The organism is Massilia mucilaginosa, assembly GCF_011682145.1.
Lineage (GTDB): Bacteria > Pseudomonadota > Gammaproteobacteria > Burkholderiales > Burkholderiaceae_D > Telluria_A > Telluria_A mucilaginosa.
Genome location: NZ_WHJH01000072.1, coordinates 1 through 17,522 on the forward strand (window position 1 = coordinate 1; position 17,522 = coordinate 17,522).

Below are 17,522 nucleotides of genomic sequence, written 5' to 3' on the forward strand. Positions count from 1 at the left end.
GACCGTCTGCTACGCAATCTTGCAAAACGCGCGGAACAGTTGGGCATGACACTCACCCCGGCTGCGGCGTGAACCACACCGTGGCCGGGAGGCGTCGGCGGTGTTGTTTCTTAAGAGACCTGACACCGGCGGGGCGTGCTGGACCGTGACTGTCGAGACCGTGTCCGTTTGTCAGACCTGACACCGGCGGGGGGCTGGACCGTGACTGTCGAGACCGTGTCCGTTTGTCAGACCTGACACCGGCGGTGGGGGCAACAAAAAAGCGAGCCAGTGGCTCGCTTTTTTCAATGGAGAAACGCGTCGATCAGCGCTTGTCGATCGGTGACACGTCGCGCGTTTGCGAGCCGACGAACAGCTGGCGTGGACGGCCGATCTTCTGTTCTGGATCCGAAATCATTTCGTTCCACTGGGCGATCCAGCCGATCGTGCGCGCCATCGCGAAAATACCGGTGAACAGCGACACCGGAATGCCCAGCGCCGATTGCACGATGCCCGAGTAGAAGTCGACGTTCGGGTACAGCTTGCGCGATACGAAGTATTCGTCTTCCAGCGCAATCTTTTCCAAGGCCATGGCCAGCTTGAACAGCGGGTCGTCCTGCAGACCGAGTTCTTGCAGCACTTCGTGGCAGGTTTCGCGCATCAGCTTGGCGCGCGGGTCGAAGTTTTTGTAGACGCGGTGACCGAAACCCATCAGCTTGACGCCGGAGTTCTTGTCTTTCACTTTTTCGATGAAAGCAGGAATGTTCTCGACGCTGCCGATTTCTTTCAGCATGTTCAGTGCGGCTTCGTTCGCACCACCGTGCGCAGGACCCCACAGGCAGGCGATGCCGGCGGCGATACAGGCGAACGGGTTGGCGCCCGAGGAACCAGCCAGGCGAACAGTCGAGGTCGACGCGTTCTGCTCGTGATCCGCGTGCAGGATCAGGATGCGGTCGAGCGCGCGCACCAGCACTTCGTTGACTTTGTATTCTTCGCACGGATTGCCGAACATCATGCGCATGAAGTTGGCGCTGTACGACAGGTCGTTGCGTGGGTACACGAACGGCTGGCCGATCGAGTATTTGTACGACATCGCGACCAGGGTCGGCATCTTGGCGATCAGGCGGATCGCCGATACTTCGCGGTGATGCGGGTCGTTGATGTCGAGCGAGTCGTGGTAGAACGAGGCCAGCGCGCCGACCGTGCCGACCAGCACCGACATCGGGTGCGCGTCACGGCGGAAGCCGCGGAAGAAGAATTGCATCTGCTCGTGCACCATGGTGTGCTTGGTGACGGTGTCGCTGAATTTCTGGTTTTCTTCTTTGTTCGGCAGTTCGCCGTTCAACAGCAGGTAGCAGGTTTCCAGGAAGTCGCAATTGACGGCCAGTTGCTCGATCGGGTAACCGCGGTACAGCAGTTCGCCCTTGTCGCCATCGATGTAGGTAATGGTCGAGTTGCAGGCGGCGGTCGACATGAAGCCCGGGTCGTACGTGAATTTGCCGGTCTGGGCGTACAGCTTGCGGATGTCGATGACGTCCGGGCCGACGGTACCCTTGTAGATCGGCATGTCGATGGGAGTACTGCCATCGGAAAACGACAGGGTGGCTTTGGTATCAGAGATATTCATGGCACTTCCTTCTTGGGAGGTGAGGTCTACAAAATAAAAATTACGAAATCTTCGGGAAACCCCGAACGCTATGGCCCCCTCGGCCTCGCCACGTTCAGGCTTGCCGCAGGCGCTCCAGCAAGGCGCGTACATGCGGCAAATCGACTTCACCTTCGGGCTCTTTGCGCGCCAGGATCAGGTCCATCAGCGGATTGTCCGCCAGATCGAGCAGCCGGGTCAGCGCATCGACTTCATCATCGGTCAACCCTTCTTCATGCGCGTCAAGGAAGCGCGTGAGGATCAGGTCGTTTTCGAGCAACCCCCGGCGGCTGCGCCAGCGCAGTCGCGAACGGTTGGCCGGGTCGGATTGGTGCGTATTCACTCTAGAGTCCGTCGTTGGGTCAACACTATACTCCGCCTGCCGGTTTTCGGCAGTACGGTACTTTTACTGTATTGCTAACAAACAGCCACCATACCGGCAGGCATGTAAAGGCGTGCCGGATGGCAAGCGGGCGCGACGCCGGCAAACATGCCCGCGCCGCGCCCGCCATGGTGCCTTACACAGCGCGGCGAACCATCAATTCCTTGATTTTGCCAATTGCCTTGTTCGGGTTCAGCCCTTTAGGACAGACGTCGACGCAGTTCATGATCGAGTGGCAGCGGAACAGGCGGTACGGGTCTTCCAGGTTGTCCAGGCGCGCGCCGGTGTCTTCGTCGCGGCTGTCGGCGATGAAGCGGTAGGCTTGCAGCAGGCCGGCGGGGCCGACGAACTTGTCCGGATTCCACCAGAACGACGGGCACGAGGTCGAGCAGCAGGCGCACAGGATGCACTCGTACAGGCCGTCGAGCTCTTCGCGCTCGGTCGGGCTTTGCAGGCGCTCTTTTTCTGGCGGAATCGAATCGTTGACCAGGTACGGCTTGATCGAATCGTATTGCTTGAAAAATTGCGTCATGTCGACGATCAGGTCGCGGATGACGGGCAGGCCGGCCAGCGGACGCAGCACGATCGGCTGGGTCAGCTCGTTCAGGTTGGTGGTGCAGGCCAGGCCGTTCTTGCCGTTGATGTTCATCGCGTCCGAACCGCACACGCCTTCGCGGCACGAGCGGCGCAGCGCCAGCGAATCGTCGACATCGGACTTGATGCGCTGCAGGGCGTCGAGCAGCATCTTGTCGGTGTCCTGCAATTCGACGGTCACGTCTTGCATGTACGGCTTGGCATCCTGGTCGGGATCGTAGCGGTAGATTTTCAGTTTTACGGTGCGTGTCATGTTCTATCCTGGCTAGTCGGGGCCAGGGCAGCCACGCTTCCAGCGTGACCGCACTTGCCCCAATGCTCTTAAAAGGTACGTGGTTTCGGCTTGAAGGTATCGACCGTCAGCGGCTTGGTGATCACAGGCTTGTACTCGAGGCGGTTGCCTTCGGAGTAGTACAGGGTGTGCTTCATCCAGACGTCGTCGTCGCGGTTCGGGAAGTCGCTGTGCGCGTGCGCGCCGCGCGATTCCTTGCGTGCCACTGCCGATGTGATGGTCGCTTTTGCCGTTTCAATGAGATTATCGAGTTCCAGCGCTTCGACGCGCGCGGTGTTGAACACCATCGACTTGTCCTTGAACGACACATGCTTGCGACGCTCGTCGAGCACCATGATTTCCTTGAAGCCCTGGGTGAGCAGCTCGTCGGTGCGGAACACCCCGCAGTATTTCTGCATGGTGGCGCGGATGTCGTTGGCCACGCCCTGCACGCGCTCGGAACCGGTCGAGGTTTCCAGGCGGTTCATGCGGTCCAGCGCGAAGTCGGCTGCGTCTTTCGGCAAAGGCTTGTTTTCCTTTTGCTTCAGGTTGGACGCCACCACGTGGTTGCCGGCCGCGCGGCCGAACACGATCAGGTCGAGCAGCGAGTTGGTGCCGAGGCGGTTGGCGCCGTGCACCGAGACGCAGGCGCATTCGCCGATCGCGTACAGGCCATTGACCACGGAGACCGGATTGCCGTCTTTCGGTGCGACCACCTGGCCGTGGATGTTGGTCGGAATGCCGCCCATCTGGTAGTGAATCGTCGGCACGACCGGGATCGGTTCCTTGGTGGCGTCGACGTTGGCGAACTTGTGGCCGATTTCGAGAATCGACGGCAGGCGCTTGGCGATGGTGTCGGCGCCGATGTGGCGCAGGTCCAGCAGCACGTGGTCCTTGTTCGGACCGCAGCCGCGCCCTTCCTTGATTTCCTGGTCCATCGAACGCGACACGAAGTCGCGCGGCGCCAGGTCTTTCAGGGTCGGCGCATAGCGCTCCATGAAGCGTTCGCCATTGCTGTTGATCAGGATGCCGCCTTCGCCGCGCACGCCTTCGGTGATCAAGACGCCCGCGCCCGAGACGCCGGTCGGGTGGAACTGCCAGAATTCCATGTCCTGCAGCGGCAGGCCGGCGCGTGCCGCCATGCCCATGCCGTCGCCGGTGTTAATGAAGGCGTTGGTCGAGGCGGCGAAGATGCGCCCTGCCCCGCCGGTGGCGAAGATGGTGGTCTTCGCTTCCAGGATCATGCATTCGCCTGTTTCCATTTCGAGCGCAACGACGCCGACGCAGTCGCCCTCGGCATCACGGATGATGTCGATCGCCATCCATTCCACGAAGAAATGGGTGCGCGCGCGGACGTTGCGCTGGTACAGGGTGTGCAGCAGCGCGTGGCCGGTGCGGTCGGCCGCGGCGCAGGCGCGCTGGACCGGCTTTTCGCCGAAGTTGGCGGTGTGGCCGCCGAACGGACGCTGGTAAATCGTGCCGTCCGGATTGCGGTCGAAGGGCATGCCGAAGTGCTCCAGCTCGTAGACGACCTTCGGTGCTTCGCGGCACATGAATTCGATCGCATCCTGGTCGCCCAGGTAGTCGCCACCCTTGACGGTGTCGAACATATGCCAGTACCAGTCATCTTCCGACATATTGCCGAGGGACGCGCCGATGCCGCCCTGGGCCGCCACGGTGTGCGAGCGGGTCGGGAAGACTTTCGACAGCACGGCCACGTTCAGGCCGGCTTCAGCCAGTTGCAGGGAAGCGCGCATGCCGGAGCCGCCCGCGCCAATGATGACCGCGTCGAAGCGGCGGGTAGGAAGTGCTTTTTTGATTGCTGCCACGATTAAACGCTCCAGAGAATTTGTACGGTCCAGGCTGCGCAGCCGATCAGCCACAGGATGGTGAGCGCTTGCAGGGTCAGGCGCACGCCGACCGGTTTGATGTAATCCATCCAGATGTCGCGCATGCCGACCCAGGCGTGGTAGTACAGGCCGGCGAAAGTCACCAGGGAAAACAGCTTGAACCACTGTTGCGAGAACAGGTGCGACCAGCCTTCGTAGCTGAAGTTATTGCCGGTCAAGAAGGAGATCAGCAGGGTGAAGGTGTACACCGCCATCACCACCGCGGTCAGGCGCTGGGCCATCCAATCCCTCAGGCCGTAGTGGGCGCCGACGACGAGGCGCTTGGGTCCGACGTTATTCTTTGCCATCAAAACACTCCAAACAGTTTAAGACCAGCCAGTGCGGTCAGGATCAGGCTGACAACGAGCACGCTGACAGCGCTTTGGCGCGAGGAAGCTTTCTCGATGCCGATGTGCATATCCATGAACAGGTGGCGAAAGCCGGCGCAGAAATGGTGCATATAGGCCCAGATCAGGCCCAGCAGGACCAGCTTGGCCAGGGGATGCGCGAGGATGCCCTTGAAATAGTCGTACGACATTTCCGACTGCACGCTATGCTGAAACAGATACAGCAGGAACGGCAGCATCAGGAAGATCGCCGCGCCGCTGACGCGGTGCAGGATCGAGACCCAGGCGCCCGGCGTCATAATGTAATTCATCAAATCGGTAACATGAATGTTACGGATCTCTGGCCGTTCTTTTTTTGGAACTTCCTTCACGGCTTCGGACATGGCAGTACCCCCTTTGACTAACTAAATTGTAATTAACCCGCAATTTTCGCCCATTTTGCCGAAATGCACCAATTTTCCTCTTGCGCTTTGCAAGTTCGGCAACAATATGGAACGACGCTCGCTACTTTCTTATGATCAATGCATTTTAAACGGAACGGACGTTTTGTGCACTGCACCCACCGGGTACGGACCCCTTAATTCGGGGTCAATCGCGGTTCAGCAACAGTGAGCACGCACTCGTCTTGAAACTACGACAAGTCATTCTGGTAATGATGATGCGAGGTCAGGTACAGCCCGCGGCGCAGCTCGACCGCCTTGTCGCCGTAGGTGAACGAGACGCGCTCGGCGCACAGCAGCGGCGTACCCTCCTCCACTCCGAGGAACTGGGCGGCGCCGGCATCGGCCCCGAGCGCGCGGATCTTTTCGCTGGCGCGGATCATGCGGGTGCCGAACTCGGACTCGAACAGTCCGTACATTGGACCCTTGTACTCGACCAGGCGTTCCGCGGTCAGCCCCTTGAACAGGAGGCCGGGAAGCCACATTTCTTCAAGAATTGTCGGCGTGCCGTCGAACGACATCACGCGCTTGATATACACTACGGAGTCGCCCGATCTGAGGTCCAGCAGGCGCGCCACTTCGGCCGGCGCGCGCATGCGCTTGACTTCGATGATCTTGTTGTCGGGGTGATGCGGCACGCCTTCGTCGGGCATCAGCCGCAAAAAACGGAAATGCGCGCGCGCTTCGTGGTGGGTGGCGACGAAGGTGCCCTTGCCCTGGCGCCGCACGACCAGGTTTTCGGCGGCCAGTTCATCGATCGCCTTGCGCACCGTGCCCTGGCTGACCTTGAAGCGGCCGGCCAGTTCGACCTCGCTGGGGATCATTTCGCCGGGCTTCCATTCGCCGGCCTGCAAGCCCTGGGTGAGCAGGGCCTTGATCTGCTGGTACAGCGGGCTGAAGGTGGGTGAGGCGCCCGCAGTGCCGGCGGCAGCGCCGGTCCCGCTGGCAGGTAGTCCATGCAGGATCGGTGGGGTCGGGAGGGAATTCATAGACCGCGATTTCAACACAAACGGGCTTGCCAGTCCAGTCCAATCGCCGCAGGCAGGTGTTTTATATAAGGTGTCTTATATAAGATATATGATACGAATTGACAGATTGCCGACCTGCGCCTACACTCGCGTTCGATCCGGCATACGCGCGTATCGCCCCAGAAAATTCCTGGGACCTCGAAAAAGCGTAGCGAGCGGCGTCAGTGTCGTCCGAGAAGCGCAGCCGTACGAAGGTACGGTGAGCATCGCAGGACGGCAATGACGTCGCGCAGTAGGTTTTTCGAGGGTCCCTTTGACGGGGGCGGGAAGTTCTGGTGATGGTGTCCGAGGTCGGTATCCGATTTTGGTATCATTACGGTTTTCCCGGACAAGCGTAGCCTCAGCTTCGACCGTTGCTTCGACCGTTTTCTTTCCCACTTTGGAGATTCATCATGGCTAAAACCCCACTGCGCGTTGCTGTCACCGGCGCTGCCGGCCAGATCGGCTATTCCCTGCTGTTCCGCATCGCGAACGGTGACATGCTCGGCAAAGACCAGCCAGTCATCCTGCAATTGCTGGAAATCGCTGACGAGAAAGCCCAGAAAGCGCTCAAGGGCGTCATGATGGAAATCGACGACTGCGCCTTCCCGCTGCTGGCCGGCATGAGCGCCCACGCCGATCCGATGACCGCGTTCAAGGATGCCGATTTCGCCCTGCTGGTCGGCGCCCGTCCGCGCGGCCCTGGCATGGAGCGTAAAGACCTGCTCGAAGCCAATGCCCAGATCTTCACGGTGCAAGGCAAGGCGCTCGACGCCGTCGCTTCGCGCAATGTCAAGGTACTGGTGGTCGGCAACCCGGCCAACACCAACGCCTACATCGCCATGAAATCGGCGCCGTCGCTGCCGGCCAAGAACTTCACCGCCATGCTGCGCCTGGACCACAACCGCGCGCTGTCGCAGATCGCTTCCAAAACCGGCAAGCCGGTCGCGTCGATCGAAAAACTGTGCGTGTGGGGCAACCACTCGCCAACCATGTACGCCGACTACCGCTTTGCCCAGATCGATGGCGCATCGGTCAAGGAAAGCATCAACGACGACGCCTGGAACCGCGATACCTTCCTGCCAACCGTCGGCAAGCGCGGCGCCGCGATCATCGAAGCGCGCGGCCTGTCGTCGGCAGCCTCGGCCGCCAACGCAGCCATCGACCACATGCACGACTGGTACCTCGGCACCAACGGCAAGTGGACAACGATGGGCATTGCTTCGGATGGCTCGTACGGCATCCCTGAAGGCACCATGTTCGGCTTCCCGGTCACGACCGAGAATGGCGAATACACGATCGTGCAAGGTTTGCCGATCGACGAGTTCTCGCAGGAACGCATCAACCTCACGCTCAAGGAACTGACCGAAGAGCGTGACGGCGTCGCCCACCTGCTGGCCTGAGTTTCAACGCGGCCGGATTCGTGGACCCCGTAACACCACCGATTCGCCGCACGCGCCGTGCCGCCCCGAGCGGCACGAGCGCTGCTGTACCTGAGAAAATGATCATGCATCCCTCCGAGGTTTTATTCCAGGGCAAACGCCAGCCTTTGCTGCTCCCCGCCTGCGACCACTATGCAGGCTCCGAAAAGCTGATGCTCAAGTCGATGGCCCTGCAACAAGAGCTTGGCCCCCTGTTCGACATCACGTTCGACTGCGAAGACGGCGCCACCGCCGGCTCCGAGCCCGAACACGCCCAAATGATCGTGCGTCTGCTCAATGACGACGGCAACCGCCACAACCGCATCGGCGTGCGCGTGCACGACGTCGACAGCCCCTTCTTCGACGGCGACCTGGCCGTCATCGTCGGCGGCGCGGCGCAGCGCCTGGCCTACGTGGTGCTGCCCAAGGCGAATGGCGCGGCCGACGTGGCGCGCGCCATCGAGGCCATCAACGTGCACGCCGCCAAGGGCGGGCGCCTCACGCCGATGCCGGTGCACGTGCTGGTCGAAACCCATGGCGCGCTGCGCGAAGCCGACGCCATTGCCGCCCAGCCGCAGGTCGAGTGCCTGTCGTTCGGCATCATGGATTTCGTCTCGTCGCACTACGGCGCCATTCCCGGCGCGGCCATGCGCACGCCGGGCCAGTTCACGCACCCGCTGGTGGTGCGCGCCAAGCTCGAGATGGTGGCCGCCTGCCACGCGCATGGCAAGGTGCCGTCGCACAACGTCACCACCGACATCAAGGACAGCGCCGTGGTCGCCAACGATGCCCAGCGCGCCGCCGCCGAATTCGGCTTTACGCGCATGTGGAGCATACACCCCGACCAGATCAAGCCGATCCTCAAGGCGTTTACGCCGCGTCTGTCGGAAGTGAACGAAGCGACCAACATCCTGACCGAAGGCAAGAACGCCAGCTGGGGCCCGATTTCACAGAACGGGCGCTTGCACGACCGCGCCAGCTATCGCTATTATTGGACGGTGCTGCAGCGCGCGAAACTGGCAGGCCTGGCCCTGCCCGACGCCGCCGCCGCCCTCGTCAACGAACCACAACCAGCCACCTGAACGGAAGCTCCCCGATGCCCACCCTGATCAAGAACACCCTGCTCGCCTGCTCCCTGGCGATGGCAGCGGCAACCCTGTGCGCGGCCCCGGCGGCCAACGCGGCCGAACCGAAACCGGCAGCCAAGGCGGCCAAGGCCAAGCCGGCCGCCAAATCCAAAGCGCGCGCGCACCCGAAAGCGGTCGATGTGGTTGGCAGCGAGCCGGAACCGGACATCACCGACACCACCACCACCGACTTCGACTGCGAGCTGGGCAACAAGGTCACGACCTACCACAACGATAAGGACGACGGCCACATCGCGCTGCGCTGGAAGAAGCGCCTGCACCGCCTGACCCGCGTGGGCACGACCACGGGCGCCAAGCGCTTCGAAAACCCGACCTTCGGCCTGGTCTGGATCGGTATTCCGGCCAAGGGCATGCTGCTCGATTCGCGCCTGAACCGCCAGTTGGCCAACGAATGCAAGAACGCCGAGCAGATGAAGCCGGTCGTCGAAAAACCGATCGCCCCGCCGATGCCGGCAGCACCCCCGGCATCGGGCGAACTTGCAGTACCAGCGACGCCAGCAGTGGCGGCGCCGGCGGCGCTTGACGCCCCTGCAGCAAAATAACTGAAATAACAAATATCTCACTGAAGGAGAGGTCATGTCCCGCAACACTCTGAACACGCTCAAGGATTTCAAACTGTCGGCCGGCAAGAAAGGCAAGTTCTACTCGCTGCCGGCGCTCGAGAAAAGCCTTGGGGTGAACGTCTCGCGCCTGCCGGTGTCGATCCGCCTGGTCCTCGAATCCGTCCTGCGTAACTGCGACGGCAAGAAGGTCACGGAAGAACACGTCAAGCAGTTGGCGAACTGGGCGCCAAACGGCGATCGCACCGACGAGATTCCGTTCGTCGTGGCCCGCGTCGTGCTGCAAGACTTCACCGGCGTGCCGTTGCTGGCCGACCTGGCCGCGATGCGCAACGTCGCCAACAAGATGGGCATGAACCCGAAAAACATCGAGCCGCTGGTACCGGTCGACCTGGTGGTCGATCACTCGGTCACCATCGACCACTACCGCGAAAAGGGCGCGCTCGACCTGAACATGAAGCTGGAATTCTCGCGCAACAACGAGCGCTACCAGTTCATGAAGTGGGGCATGCAAGCCTTCGACACCTTCGGCGTGGTGCCGCCCGGCTTCGGCATCGTGCACCAGGTCAACCTGGAGTACCTGGCGCGCGGCGTACACAAGGCGTCCGGTACGGCGGGCGACACTTACTACCCTGACACCCTGGTCGGCACCGACTCGCACACCACCATGATCAACGGCATCGGCGTGGTCGGCTGGGGCGTGGGCGGCATCGAAGCCGAAGCGGGCATGCTGGGCCAGCCGGTCTACTTCCTGACCCCGGACGTGATCGGCGTCAACCTCACCGGCGCGCTGCGCGAAGGCTGCACCGCGACCGACCTGGTGCTGACCATCACCGAAATGCTGCGTAAAGAAAAAGTCGTCGGCAAGTTCGTCGAATTCTTCGGCGCCGGCACCGAAACGCTGTCGCTGACCGACCGCGCGACGATCGCCAACATGGCCCCGGAATACGGCGCGACCATGGGCTTCTTCCCGGTTGACGACGCCACCATCGAGTACTTCGAAGGCACCGGCCGCACCACCGAAGAAATCACCGCGTTCAAGAACTACTTCAAGGCCCAGAACCTGTACGGCGTGCCGCAGGAAGGCGAGATCGACTACACCCGCGTGGTCTCGCTCGACCTCGCTACCGTGACCCCGTCGCTGGCAGGCCCGAAGCGTCCGCAGGACCGTATCGAAATCGGCAACGTCAAGAACAACTTCATCGAACTGTTCTCGAAGCCGACCACCGAAAACGGTTTCAACAAAAAAGCGTCCGACCTGACCAATCACTACGAGACGACCAACGGCGTGCACGTCAAGAACGGCGACGTGCTGATCGCGGCGATTACCTCGTGCACCAACACCTCGAACCCGAGCGTGCTGCTGGCCGCCGGTTTGCTGGCCAAGAAGGCGGTTGAAGCCGGCCTGACGGTCGCGCCGCACATCAAGACCTCGCTGGCCCCCGGCTCGCGCGTGGTGACCGAGTACCTGACCGCCGCCGGCCTGCTGCCCTACCTGGAGCAACTGGGCTTCGGCGTGACCGCTTACGGCTGCACCACCTGCATCGGCAACGCCGGCGACCTGACCCCGGAGCTGAACGCGGCTATCGCCGAGAACGACATCGTCGCGTCGGCTGTGCTGTCGGGCAACCGCAACTTCGAAGCGCGGATCCACCCGAACATCCGTTCCAATTTCCTGGCTTCGCCGCCGCTGGTGGTGGCCTATGCCATCGCCGGCAACATGACGCGCGACCTGATGACCGAGCCAGTCGGCAAGGGCACCAACGGCAAGGACGTCTACCTGGGCGACATCTGGCCGACCTCGAAAGAAATCGGCAAGCTGATGAAGTTCGCGATGAACTCCAAGGTGTTCAAGGCCAACTACGCCGACGTCAAGGGCGCACCGGGCAAGCTGTGGGAAGACGTGACCACCACCACCGGCCAGGTCTACGACTGGCCGAAGTCGACCTACATCGCCGAGCCGCCGTTCTTCGACGGCTTCGAGATGACCCCGAAAGCGGCAGCGACCGGCATTTCCGGCGCGCGCGCACTGGGCGTGTTCGGCGACTCGATCACCACCGACCACATTTCGCCGGCCGGTTCGATCCAGGAAAGCGGCCCTGCGGGCAAATGGCTGCTGGCCAACGGCGTGATGAAGGCCGACTTCAACTCCTACGGCTCGCGCCGCGGCAATCACGAGATCATGATGCGCGGCACCTTCGCCAACGTGCGCATCAAGAACCGCATGATTCCCGCCAAGGCCGACGGTTCCGCGGTTGAAGGCGGCATCACGGTTCACCAGCCGAGCGGCGAACAGATGTCGATCTACGACGCAGCCATGAAGTACGTGGCCGACGGCGTGCCGACCATGGTGTTCGGCGGCGAAGAGTACGGCACCGGTTCCTCGCGCGACTGGGCGGCCAAGGGCACCCAGCTGCTGGGCGTGAAGGCGGTCATCACCCGTTCGTTCGAGCGCATCCACCGCTCGAACCTGGTGGGCATGGGCGTGCTGCCGCTGCAATTCCTCGGCGACGACAGCGTGCAGACCCTGAACATTACCGGCAACGAAGTGTTCGACCTGAAGGGCCTGGAAGGCGAGATCAAGCCGCAGCAACTGGCGACCCTGGTCATCACGCGCGCCAACGGCGACGTGCAGGAAGTCAAAGTCCTGCTGCGTATCGACACCCCGATCGAAGTCGATTACTACAAGCATGGCGGGATCCTGCCGTTCGTGCTGCGCCAGCTGCTGGCCGCGTAAGGCAAGCGTCCGCCACGCCCTGCGCCAGCGCGCGGCAGGCCTCGAAAAACGCCGGATTCGTCCGGCGTTTTTTTCGTCCGGCGGGGCCGCGCGGCGCGACAGTAAGCGCCCACCAACGCCCTCCTTTTCACCTTTTGCGCACGCTTCTTGCGCCGTCTTCATGGTGGGCGGGGGAATGAACTACAATACGGCTGATAAGGGTTTATCATTGTTCCGACATTATTGATCCGTTCATTCACTTACAAAGACTCTTATCCCCATGCGTCGTCCAACCAAAGAACCATCCCATAAGTTGTCGGCCGAGAGCCAGCGCCTGGTCAGCATCAGCCAGGCGATCGTCCAGGCGGCCAGCCGCATTGAAGAACGGGCCTGGGAGCGCCAGCTCGACACCCACCTCCAGCGCCTGCTCAAGAGCGGCCACCAGGATACCGTCGACACCACCCTCAACGTGCTGTTCAAGGAAGACCTGAACGCCTACGACACCCTGATGGAGGGCGTGGAAGCGGTCAGCGAATCGTCCACCATGGTCGAGCAGCACGAGGGGGTCGAAAAGACCTTCCAGGCCTTGCTGGTGGCGGCGCCGATTCTTGCGTGGACGCGTTTTTCGATTGCCTCCGGCACCATTCCGGCCGAGCTGCTGCAAACCCTGTCCGCCCATTTTTCGGCGCACCTGCTGGCCGACGGCGTGCAGATGGCCATGGCGCCGACCCTGTTCTCGATCGACCAGCTGCCGCGCACCCATGCCGAGACTTACGCCGCCACGCACAAGCTGGCCCAGGCCGCGCACAAGGGCACGAGCGTCAAGCCGCTGGCCAAGCCGGCCGAGACCGCGCCCTTCCTGGCCGACACGCGCTACCTGATGGTGGCCATCGTGGCGCCGCTCGGCAGCCCGCTGTTCCGCTGGCAGGAGCCGCAGTTCCAGTCGACCTTCATGGTCGAGCGCGCCAACGCGCTGGAACAGTGGCGCGCCCAGGCCGGCCCGAGCATCTCGCGCCTGCTGCCGGGCTGCGGCACCGAACTGCTGCTGCCGGAAGCGTATTACGTGGCGTGCCGCGAGGCGGACAAACTGATCCGTCCAGTGTCGGTGCGCGCCGCCGTGCATTACCTGACCCATACCCTGGGCGTGGAAGCGTCCGACCTGCGCGCGGTCATCGCCGGCTTCGGCGACGAATCGGCCGAAGGGCAGATCGACGAATACCGCGTGGGCTTCACCATGCGCCAGACCGCCGATGTGATCTACGGCATCGTGTGGCCGCTGTACGGGCAGGAAGATGAAGACGGCACGCCGGTCGAAGGCTTGTCCGCGGCCGGCCTCGGCGGCGCGCTGGAGCCGAAAGCACCGCTCGACGAAATCGTCGGACACCTGAACGAAGCGGGCGTGACGCACGTGAAGCGCCACAACGAGCGTTTTGTGACCGAGTATTGCGACGACTGCGATGCGCCGCTGTTTGCCGATCCAACAGGCGAACTGGTGCATGCGGAAATGCCGGAAGACGCGCCTGCGGGCACGGAACACTTCCACTGAGTTGCGCCAAGCTGCGTGAAGAACCCGGGCGTGCCCGGGTTTTTTTACGCCGCCAGCTTGAACGCGATGCCCACCGTCTCCATTGGGCTTGCACAAAATATCGACTTGCCAACACCATTACACTCGCTGAGCGGCTCGTTCGGGCCGCGTCAACCGACCTGTGGAGAACAAGCATGGACGATATGATGATTCAGGTAGTGCCGGTCCTGAGCGGATTGATCGATACTTTCATCACCTGGTGGCTGGCCCTGGCCCGGGTTTTCAAGTGGTAGGCAAGCTGTCCGACTAGTTCGCCGCAGCGCGTGGGCGCCTTGCCCACGCTGGCATCGCCCGCCTTCACCTTGTAATTCCAGGCGCGCCTCCGGCTGCCGGCCATGCGGGCCAACCGTATCCCGCTATGCCGGCGAACGGGCATCCCTTACAATGACAGCCCGTGTGCCATCGCTGTTGAACAAAGTCCCATGACCACTTCTTCCCACTATCCGGTTCGGATCGCCGCAGCCGCCAGCGCGGGAACGCCATCGCGTGCGCGCAAGCAATTCAACAGTCTGGTCAAGAAGCTGGAAGCCGAACGCGCCAAACTGGCGCTCTGGCGCGAGGAATTGCCGAAAATTCAAGCTGTGGCGGACCGCGAGTATCGCCCTCTGGCGGAGCAATTCGACGCTTGCCGCAAACAATTGCTGGTGATATACGACCAGGCATACGCGCACAAATCGATGGGCAAAAAGGACAAGGACAAACTGCAAGCCCTGATCTGTCCGATGGCATGGGACCTGATGCAGGACGATGACGACGAGCTCGTCAAAGAGATCTACAACAAGCACAGCGGCCGCGACTACGATCAGGAAATGGACGAGGAAAAAGCACTCATGCTCAAGATGGTCGGCAGCCTCACCGGCCTCGATCTCGATGCCGACGCTTTCATCCATTCGCCCGACGCGTTCTTTGCCTCGCTCGAAGAAAAGATGAGCGCGCGCGAACACGACGCCCGACAAGCGGAGCCGCCCAAAGCGCCAAAGCTCAGCAAGCGCGAGGAAAAGCACCAGGCCGAGCAGGCCAAACTCACGCAATCGGTGCGCGATATTTTCCGCAAGCTCGCCAGCGCCCTGCATCCCGACCGCGAAACCGATCCGGCCGAGCGCGACCGCAAAACGGGATTGATGCAGCGCGCCAACATCGCGTATGCGGCCAACGATCTGCTCGGCCTGCTGGAATTGCAACTGGAAGTCGAGCAGATCGACCAGACAGGCCTGGACAACCTGGGTGATGAGCGCATCAAGCAGTACAACCGTATCCTCAGCGGCCAGTTGGATGAAGTCAGCGGCGAACTGTTCGACATGGAGATGTCGCTCGCGCGCGATATCGGCTGGGAATCGACCCGCCGTCCTGTACCGAAAACGGTGCTGAAGATGCTGCGGACCGAGATTGCCGCCATGCGCGCGCAGATCGGGCAAATCGCGTCCGAGATTGCCGCGTTCGCCGACATCGGCGCGCTCAAACGCTGGTTGAAGACCTTGCGCATTGTCGACAATAGCCCGTTCGATGACGATCCCTGGTTTTAGCGCCGCCAGCCGGACGCCCCCAAGACTAGTCGCGCGGCCTCGATAGCGCCGCACAGGCACGCTGACAGCCGGCACAGGCGCGCGGACCGGCACCTGCCGGGCCCGCCGCCGGCCTGCGCCGCCCCCTCCTCCCCGGTAACGACAAGTCGTCCACCACAGCACCCAACGCCAATATCATAAACACAACAATCCGTCGCATTTTCGTGGCGCATTTGCCTCAATTTTTTGCAAATGTAAGTTCGAGAGAGCAATATTTTGCTAAAATGACAGCAATTGCTTTTTTATAGCATTCATTTAATGTTGTAACTGACAGTCAAGGACGTCCATGGCGGTTTATAAAATACAGCGTCCGGATGGCACCGTGGAATATTCCGACAGGCCGCAAGGCGCGGGCAAAATCTCGTCCGTCAATCGCAACGGCACCACCACCACGGTGCGCGAGCGCGAGCGTACCGCCGACGAGCACAACCGGCACATCAAGTTCCTGCTGGCACAGGCGCGCATTCGCGGCCTGAAACTGAACGACTACCTTGAGTACATCGACTACCTGCGCCACTACAGCCCGGTTCGCTTCGACCGCGTCATGAGCGAGCTGCGCCTGGAAGATCCGCAAGCCTGGATGAAGCTGCAAAAGCATGCGCAATTCCGTCCGCTGCGCGAAACCGGCATTGGCCTGAAAGCCGCCGCCAACATCATGGGCGCCTCGGCGGGCATGGCCAACGGCAAGTTTGGCGGCAGCATGGAAAAGTGGATGGAAAGCACGCTCAAGGACTTGATGAAGCGCGACCGCTACGGCCCCTATGCGGACGTGCTCGGCGACAAGGCCAGCACCCTGGTCACCAAGACCCCGACCTATTCCAATTCCCGGCTCGGCCAGTACCTGCAGGCCGAAGGCGCCCTGGTCGACGCGGCCTCGGCCAAGACCGCCAAGGACATGGCCGGCAGCCAGGCCGCGTTGCGCGCCGCCAAAGGCACGACCGTGGTGCGGCCGGTCGGCACCATGCTCGACGTGCTGGTCGCCGCGCTCAATCCGGAAACGATGTCCTCCTTCGCCATCATCAAGCTGCGCACCGAAATGGACACCATGTACGCGAACGGCGTGCTGTCGCTGGGCGAACTGGAGACGGCAAGGCACCTCCTCAGCCAGGGCAAGTACGACTCGGTCAAGCGCCACCTGAACCAGGCACAGGCCGACTACATCAAGGGAGGCGCCAGATGATCCGGCGGATGGCCTGGCCGGCCGTGCTCGCCATGCTCCTGACGCTCGCCCCGGCCCAGGCCAAGACACCGGTGCGCGAACCGGCAAGCGCCGCCGTGCGCTGTCCCGCGGCGCGCGCGAGCGGCGACGCCTTCCAGGATGCCGCGCGCGAATTCCGGCCCGGCGCCGCACCGCGCATTTTCATGGCCTTGAGCAAGGATCGCCACGCCCTGTTGAAGAAACTGCTCGCCGCCGGCGACGACCCCAACATCTGCCACGCCGGCATCAGCCCGCTGATGATGGCCGTGGCCAATGGCGACGCCCAAGTTGTCGCCCTGTTGCTCGACGCTGGCGCCCGGCTCGACAGTCCGCGTGATACCAATGGCAGTACACCGCTGCACTACGCCCTGAGCACACCGCCGCTGGAAATCGCCACCTTGCTGCTCGAGCGCGGCGCCGATGCGCGCGTGCTTGCCGATGGCGGGCGTACCACGCTGCATAGCCTGGCGCTGCAACCGCTGCCGCCGCCGCAGCAGCAAGCGATCCAGATCGCCCTGGCCGCGCGCTTGCTGCGGCAACGTATTCCCGTGGATGCGACGCACGGACAAGGCGACACCGCCCTGCAGATGGCCGTGTCCACCGGCAATCTCGGCCTGACCAACCTGTTGCTTGAGCACGGCGCCGATCCGACGCTGCGCAACAAGCGCGGCGAGGACGCCCTCGCCTGCGCGCGCCGGCGCGGCCATGCCGCCGTGGTGCAACGCCTGCAACAGCATCTCGCAGGCAAGACGGCGCTCAGCCCCGCCCAACAATAATA

16 protein-coding genes are annotated in these 17,522 nt (G+C 62.3%); 8 read left to right on the forward strand and 8 right to left on the reverse strand.

Annotated elements, in window-relative coordinates; all coding sequences use genetic code 11:
* Positions 1–304: 304 nt before the first annotated feature.
* The 7 genes from gltA to F2P45_RS31075 form a co-directional block, all read right to left on the reverse strand.
* Positions 305–1,606, reverse strand: a complete 1,302-nt coding sequence (gene gltA, locus F2P45_RS31045) for a citrate synthase (protein ID WP_166882083.1) — start codon at positions 1,604–1,606, stop codon at positions 305–307.
* 94 nt (positions 1,607–1,700) lie between these two features.
* Positions 1,701–1,967: an FAD assembly factor SdhE gene (locus F2P45_RS31050; RefSeq protein ID WP_166882084.1), complete on the reverse strand. Its 267-nt coding sequence runs from the start codon at positions 1,965–1,967 to the stop codon at positions 1,701–1,703.
* A 175-nt stretch (positions 1,968–2,142) separates the two neighbouring features.
* On the reverse strand, positions 2,143–2,853 hold the full coding sequence (locus F2P45_RS31055) for a succinate dehydrogenase iron-sulfur subunit (protein WP_166882085.1): 711 nt from the start codon (positions 2,851–2,853) through the stop codon (positions 2,143–2,145).
* A 68-nt stretch (positions 2,854–2,921) separates the two neighbouring features.
* Positions 2,922–4,700, reverse strand: a complete 1,779-nt coding sequence (gene sdhA, locus F2P45_RS31060; RefSeq protein WP_166882086.1) for a succinate dehydrogenase flavoprotein subunit — start codon at positions 4,698–4,700, stop codon at positions 2,922–2,924.
* A gap of 2 nt (positions 4,701–4,702) precedes the next feature.
* Complete coding sequence (sdhD, locus tag F2P45_RS31065) at positions 4,703–5,068, reverse strand: succinate dehydrogenase, hydrophobic membrane anchor protein (protein ID WP_166882087.1); 366 nt, start codon at positions 5,066–5,068, stop codon at positions 4,703–4,705.
* The gene (gene sdhC, locus F2P45_RS31070) at positions 5,068–5,490 is read right to left on the reverse strand and encodes a succinate dehydrogenase, cytochrome b556 subunit (protein ID WP_166882088.1); all 423 of its coding nucleotides are present in this window, start codon (positions 5,488–5,490) and stop codon (positions 5,068–5,070) included. The genes sdhD and sdhC overlap by 1 nt, the downstream gene beginning before the upstream one ends.
* Before the next feature lie 248 nt (positions 5,491–5,738).
* Positions 5,739–6,536: a GntR family transcriptional regulator gene (locus F2P45_RS31075; protein ID WP_166882089.1), complete on the reverse strand. Its 798-nt coding sequence runs from the start codon at positions 6,534–6,536 to the stop codon at positions 5,739–5,741.
* A gap of 431 nt (positions 6,537–6,967) precedes the next feature.
* Here F2P45_RS31075 and F2P45_RS31080 point away from each other — a divergent pair, with 431 nt between their 5' ends.
* The 5 genes from F2P45_RS31080 to F2P45_RS31100 all read left to right on the forward strand — a co-directional run bounded on the left by F2P45_RS31080 (position 6,968) and on the right by F2P45_RS31100 (position 13,945).
* Positions 6,968–7,957: a malate dehydrogenase gene (locus F2P45_RS31080; protein ID WP_166882090.1), complete on the forward strand. Its 990-nt coding sequence runs from the start codon at positions 6,968–6,970 to the stop codon at positions 7,955–7,957.
* Between the two features lie 104 nt (positions 7,958–8,061).
* Positions 8,062–9,057, forward strand: coding sequence for an HpcH/HpaI aldolase/citrate lyase family protein (locus F2P45_RS31085; protein WP_166882091.1), 996 nt, complete (start codon positions 8,062–8,064; stop codon positions 9,055–9,057).
* A 14-nt stretch (positions 9,058–9,071) separates the two neighbouring features.
* Complete coding sequence (locus F2P45_RS31090; RefSeq protein ID WP_229505402.1) at positions 9,072–9,665, forward strand: hypothetical protein; 594 nt, start codon at positions 9,072–9,074, stop codon at positions 9,663–9,665.
* A gap of 34 nt (positions 9,666–9,699) precedes the next feature.
* Positions 9,700–12,420 carry an aconitate hydratase AcnA gene (acnA, locus tag F2P45_RS31095; protein ID WP_166882092.1) on the forward strand — a complete coding sequence of 907 codons (2,721 nt, stop codon included), beginning with the start codon at positions 9,700–9,702 and terminating at the stop codon, positions 12,418–12,420.
* Between the two features lie 259 nt (positions 12,421–12,679).
* A complete protein-coding gene (locus tag F2P45_RS31100; RefSeq protein WP_166882093.1) occupies positions 12,680–13,945 on the forward strand; it encodes a DUF2863 family protein in 1,266 nt (421 codons plus the stop codon).
* A 190-nt stretch (positions 13,946–14,135) separates the two neighbouring features.
* Here the strand turns inward: F2P45_RS31100 and F2P45_RS31105 are convergent, their stop codons facing one another.
* A complete protein-coding gene (locus tag F2P45_RS31105) occupies positions 14,136–14,321 on the reverse strand; it encodes a hypothetical protein (protein ID WP_223164864.1) in 186 nt (61 codons plus the stop codon).
* Between the two features lie 85 nt (positions 14,322–14,406).
* Between F2P45_RS31105 and F2P45_RS31110 the strand changes: the two genes are divergently transcribed.
* From F2P45_RS31110 to F2P45_RS31120, 3 genes are all read left to right on the forward strand, one after another.
* Complete coding sequence (locus F2P45_RS31110) at positions 14,407–15,507, forward strand: hypothetical protein (protein WP_166882095.1); 1,101 nt, start codon at positions 14,407–14,409, stop codon at positions 15,505–15,507.
* A 325-nt stretch (positions 15,508–15,832) separates the two neighbouring features.
* Positions 15,833–16,726, forward strand: coding sequence for a hypothetical protein (locus tag F2P45_RS31115; RefSeq protein ID WP_223164865.1), 894 nt, complete (start codon positions 15,833–15,835; stop codon positions 16,724–16,726).
* Positions 16,723–17,520, forward strand: coding sequence for an ankyrin repeat domain-containing protein (locus F2P45_RS31120; RefSeq protein ID WP_166882097.1), 798 nt, complete (start codon positions 16,723–16,725; stop codon positions 17,518–17,520). Before F2P45_RS31115 ends, F2P45_RS31120 begins: the two co-directional genes overlap by 4 nt.
* Positions 17,521–17,522 lie beyond the last annotated feature (2 nt).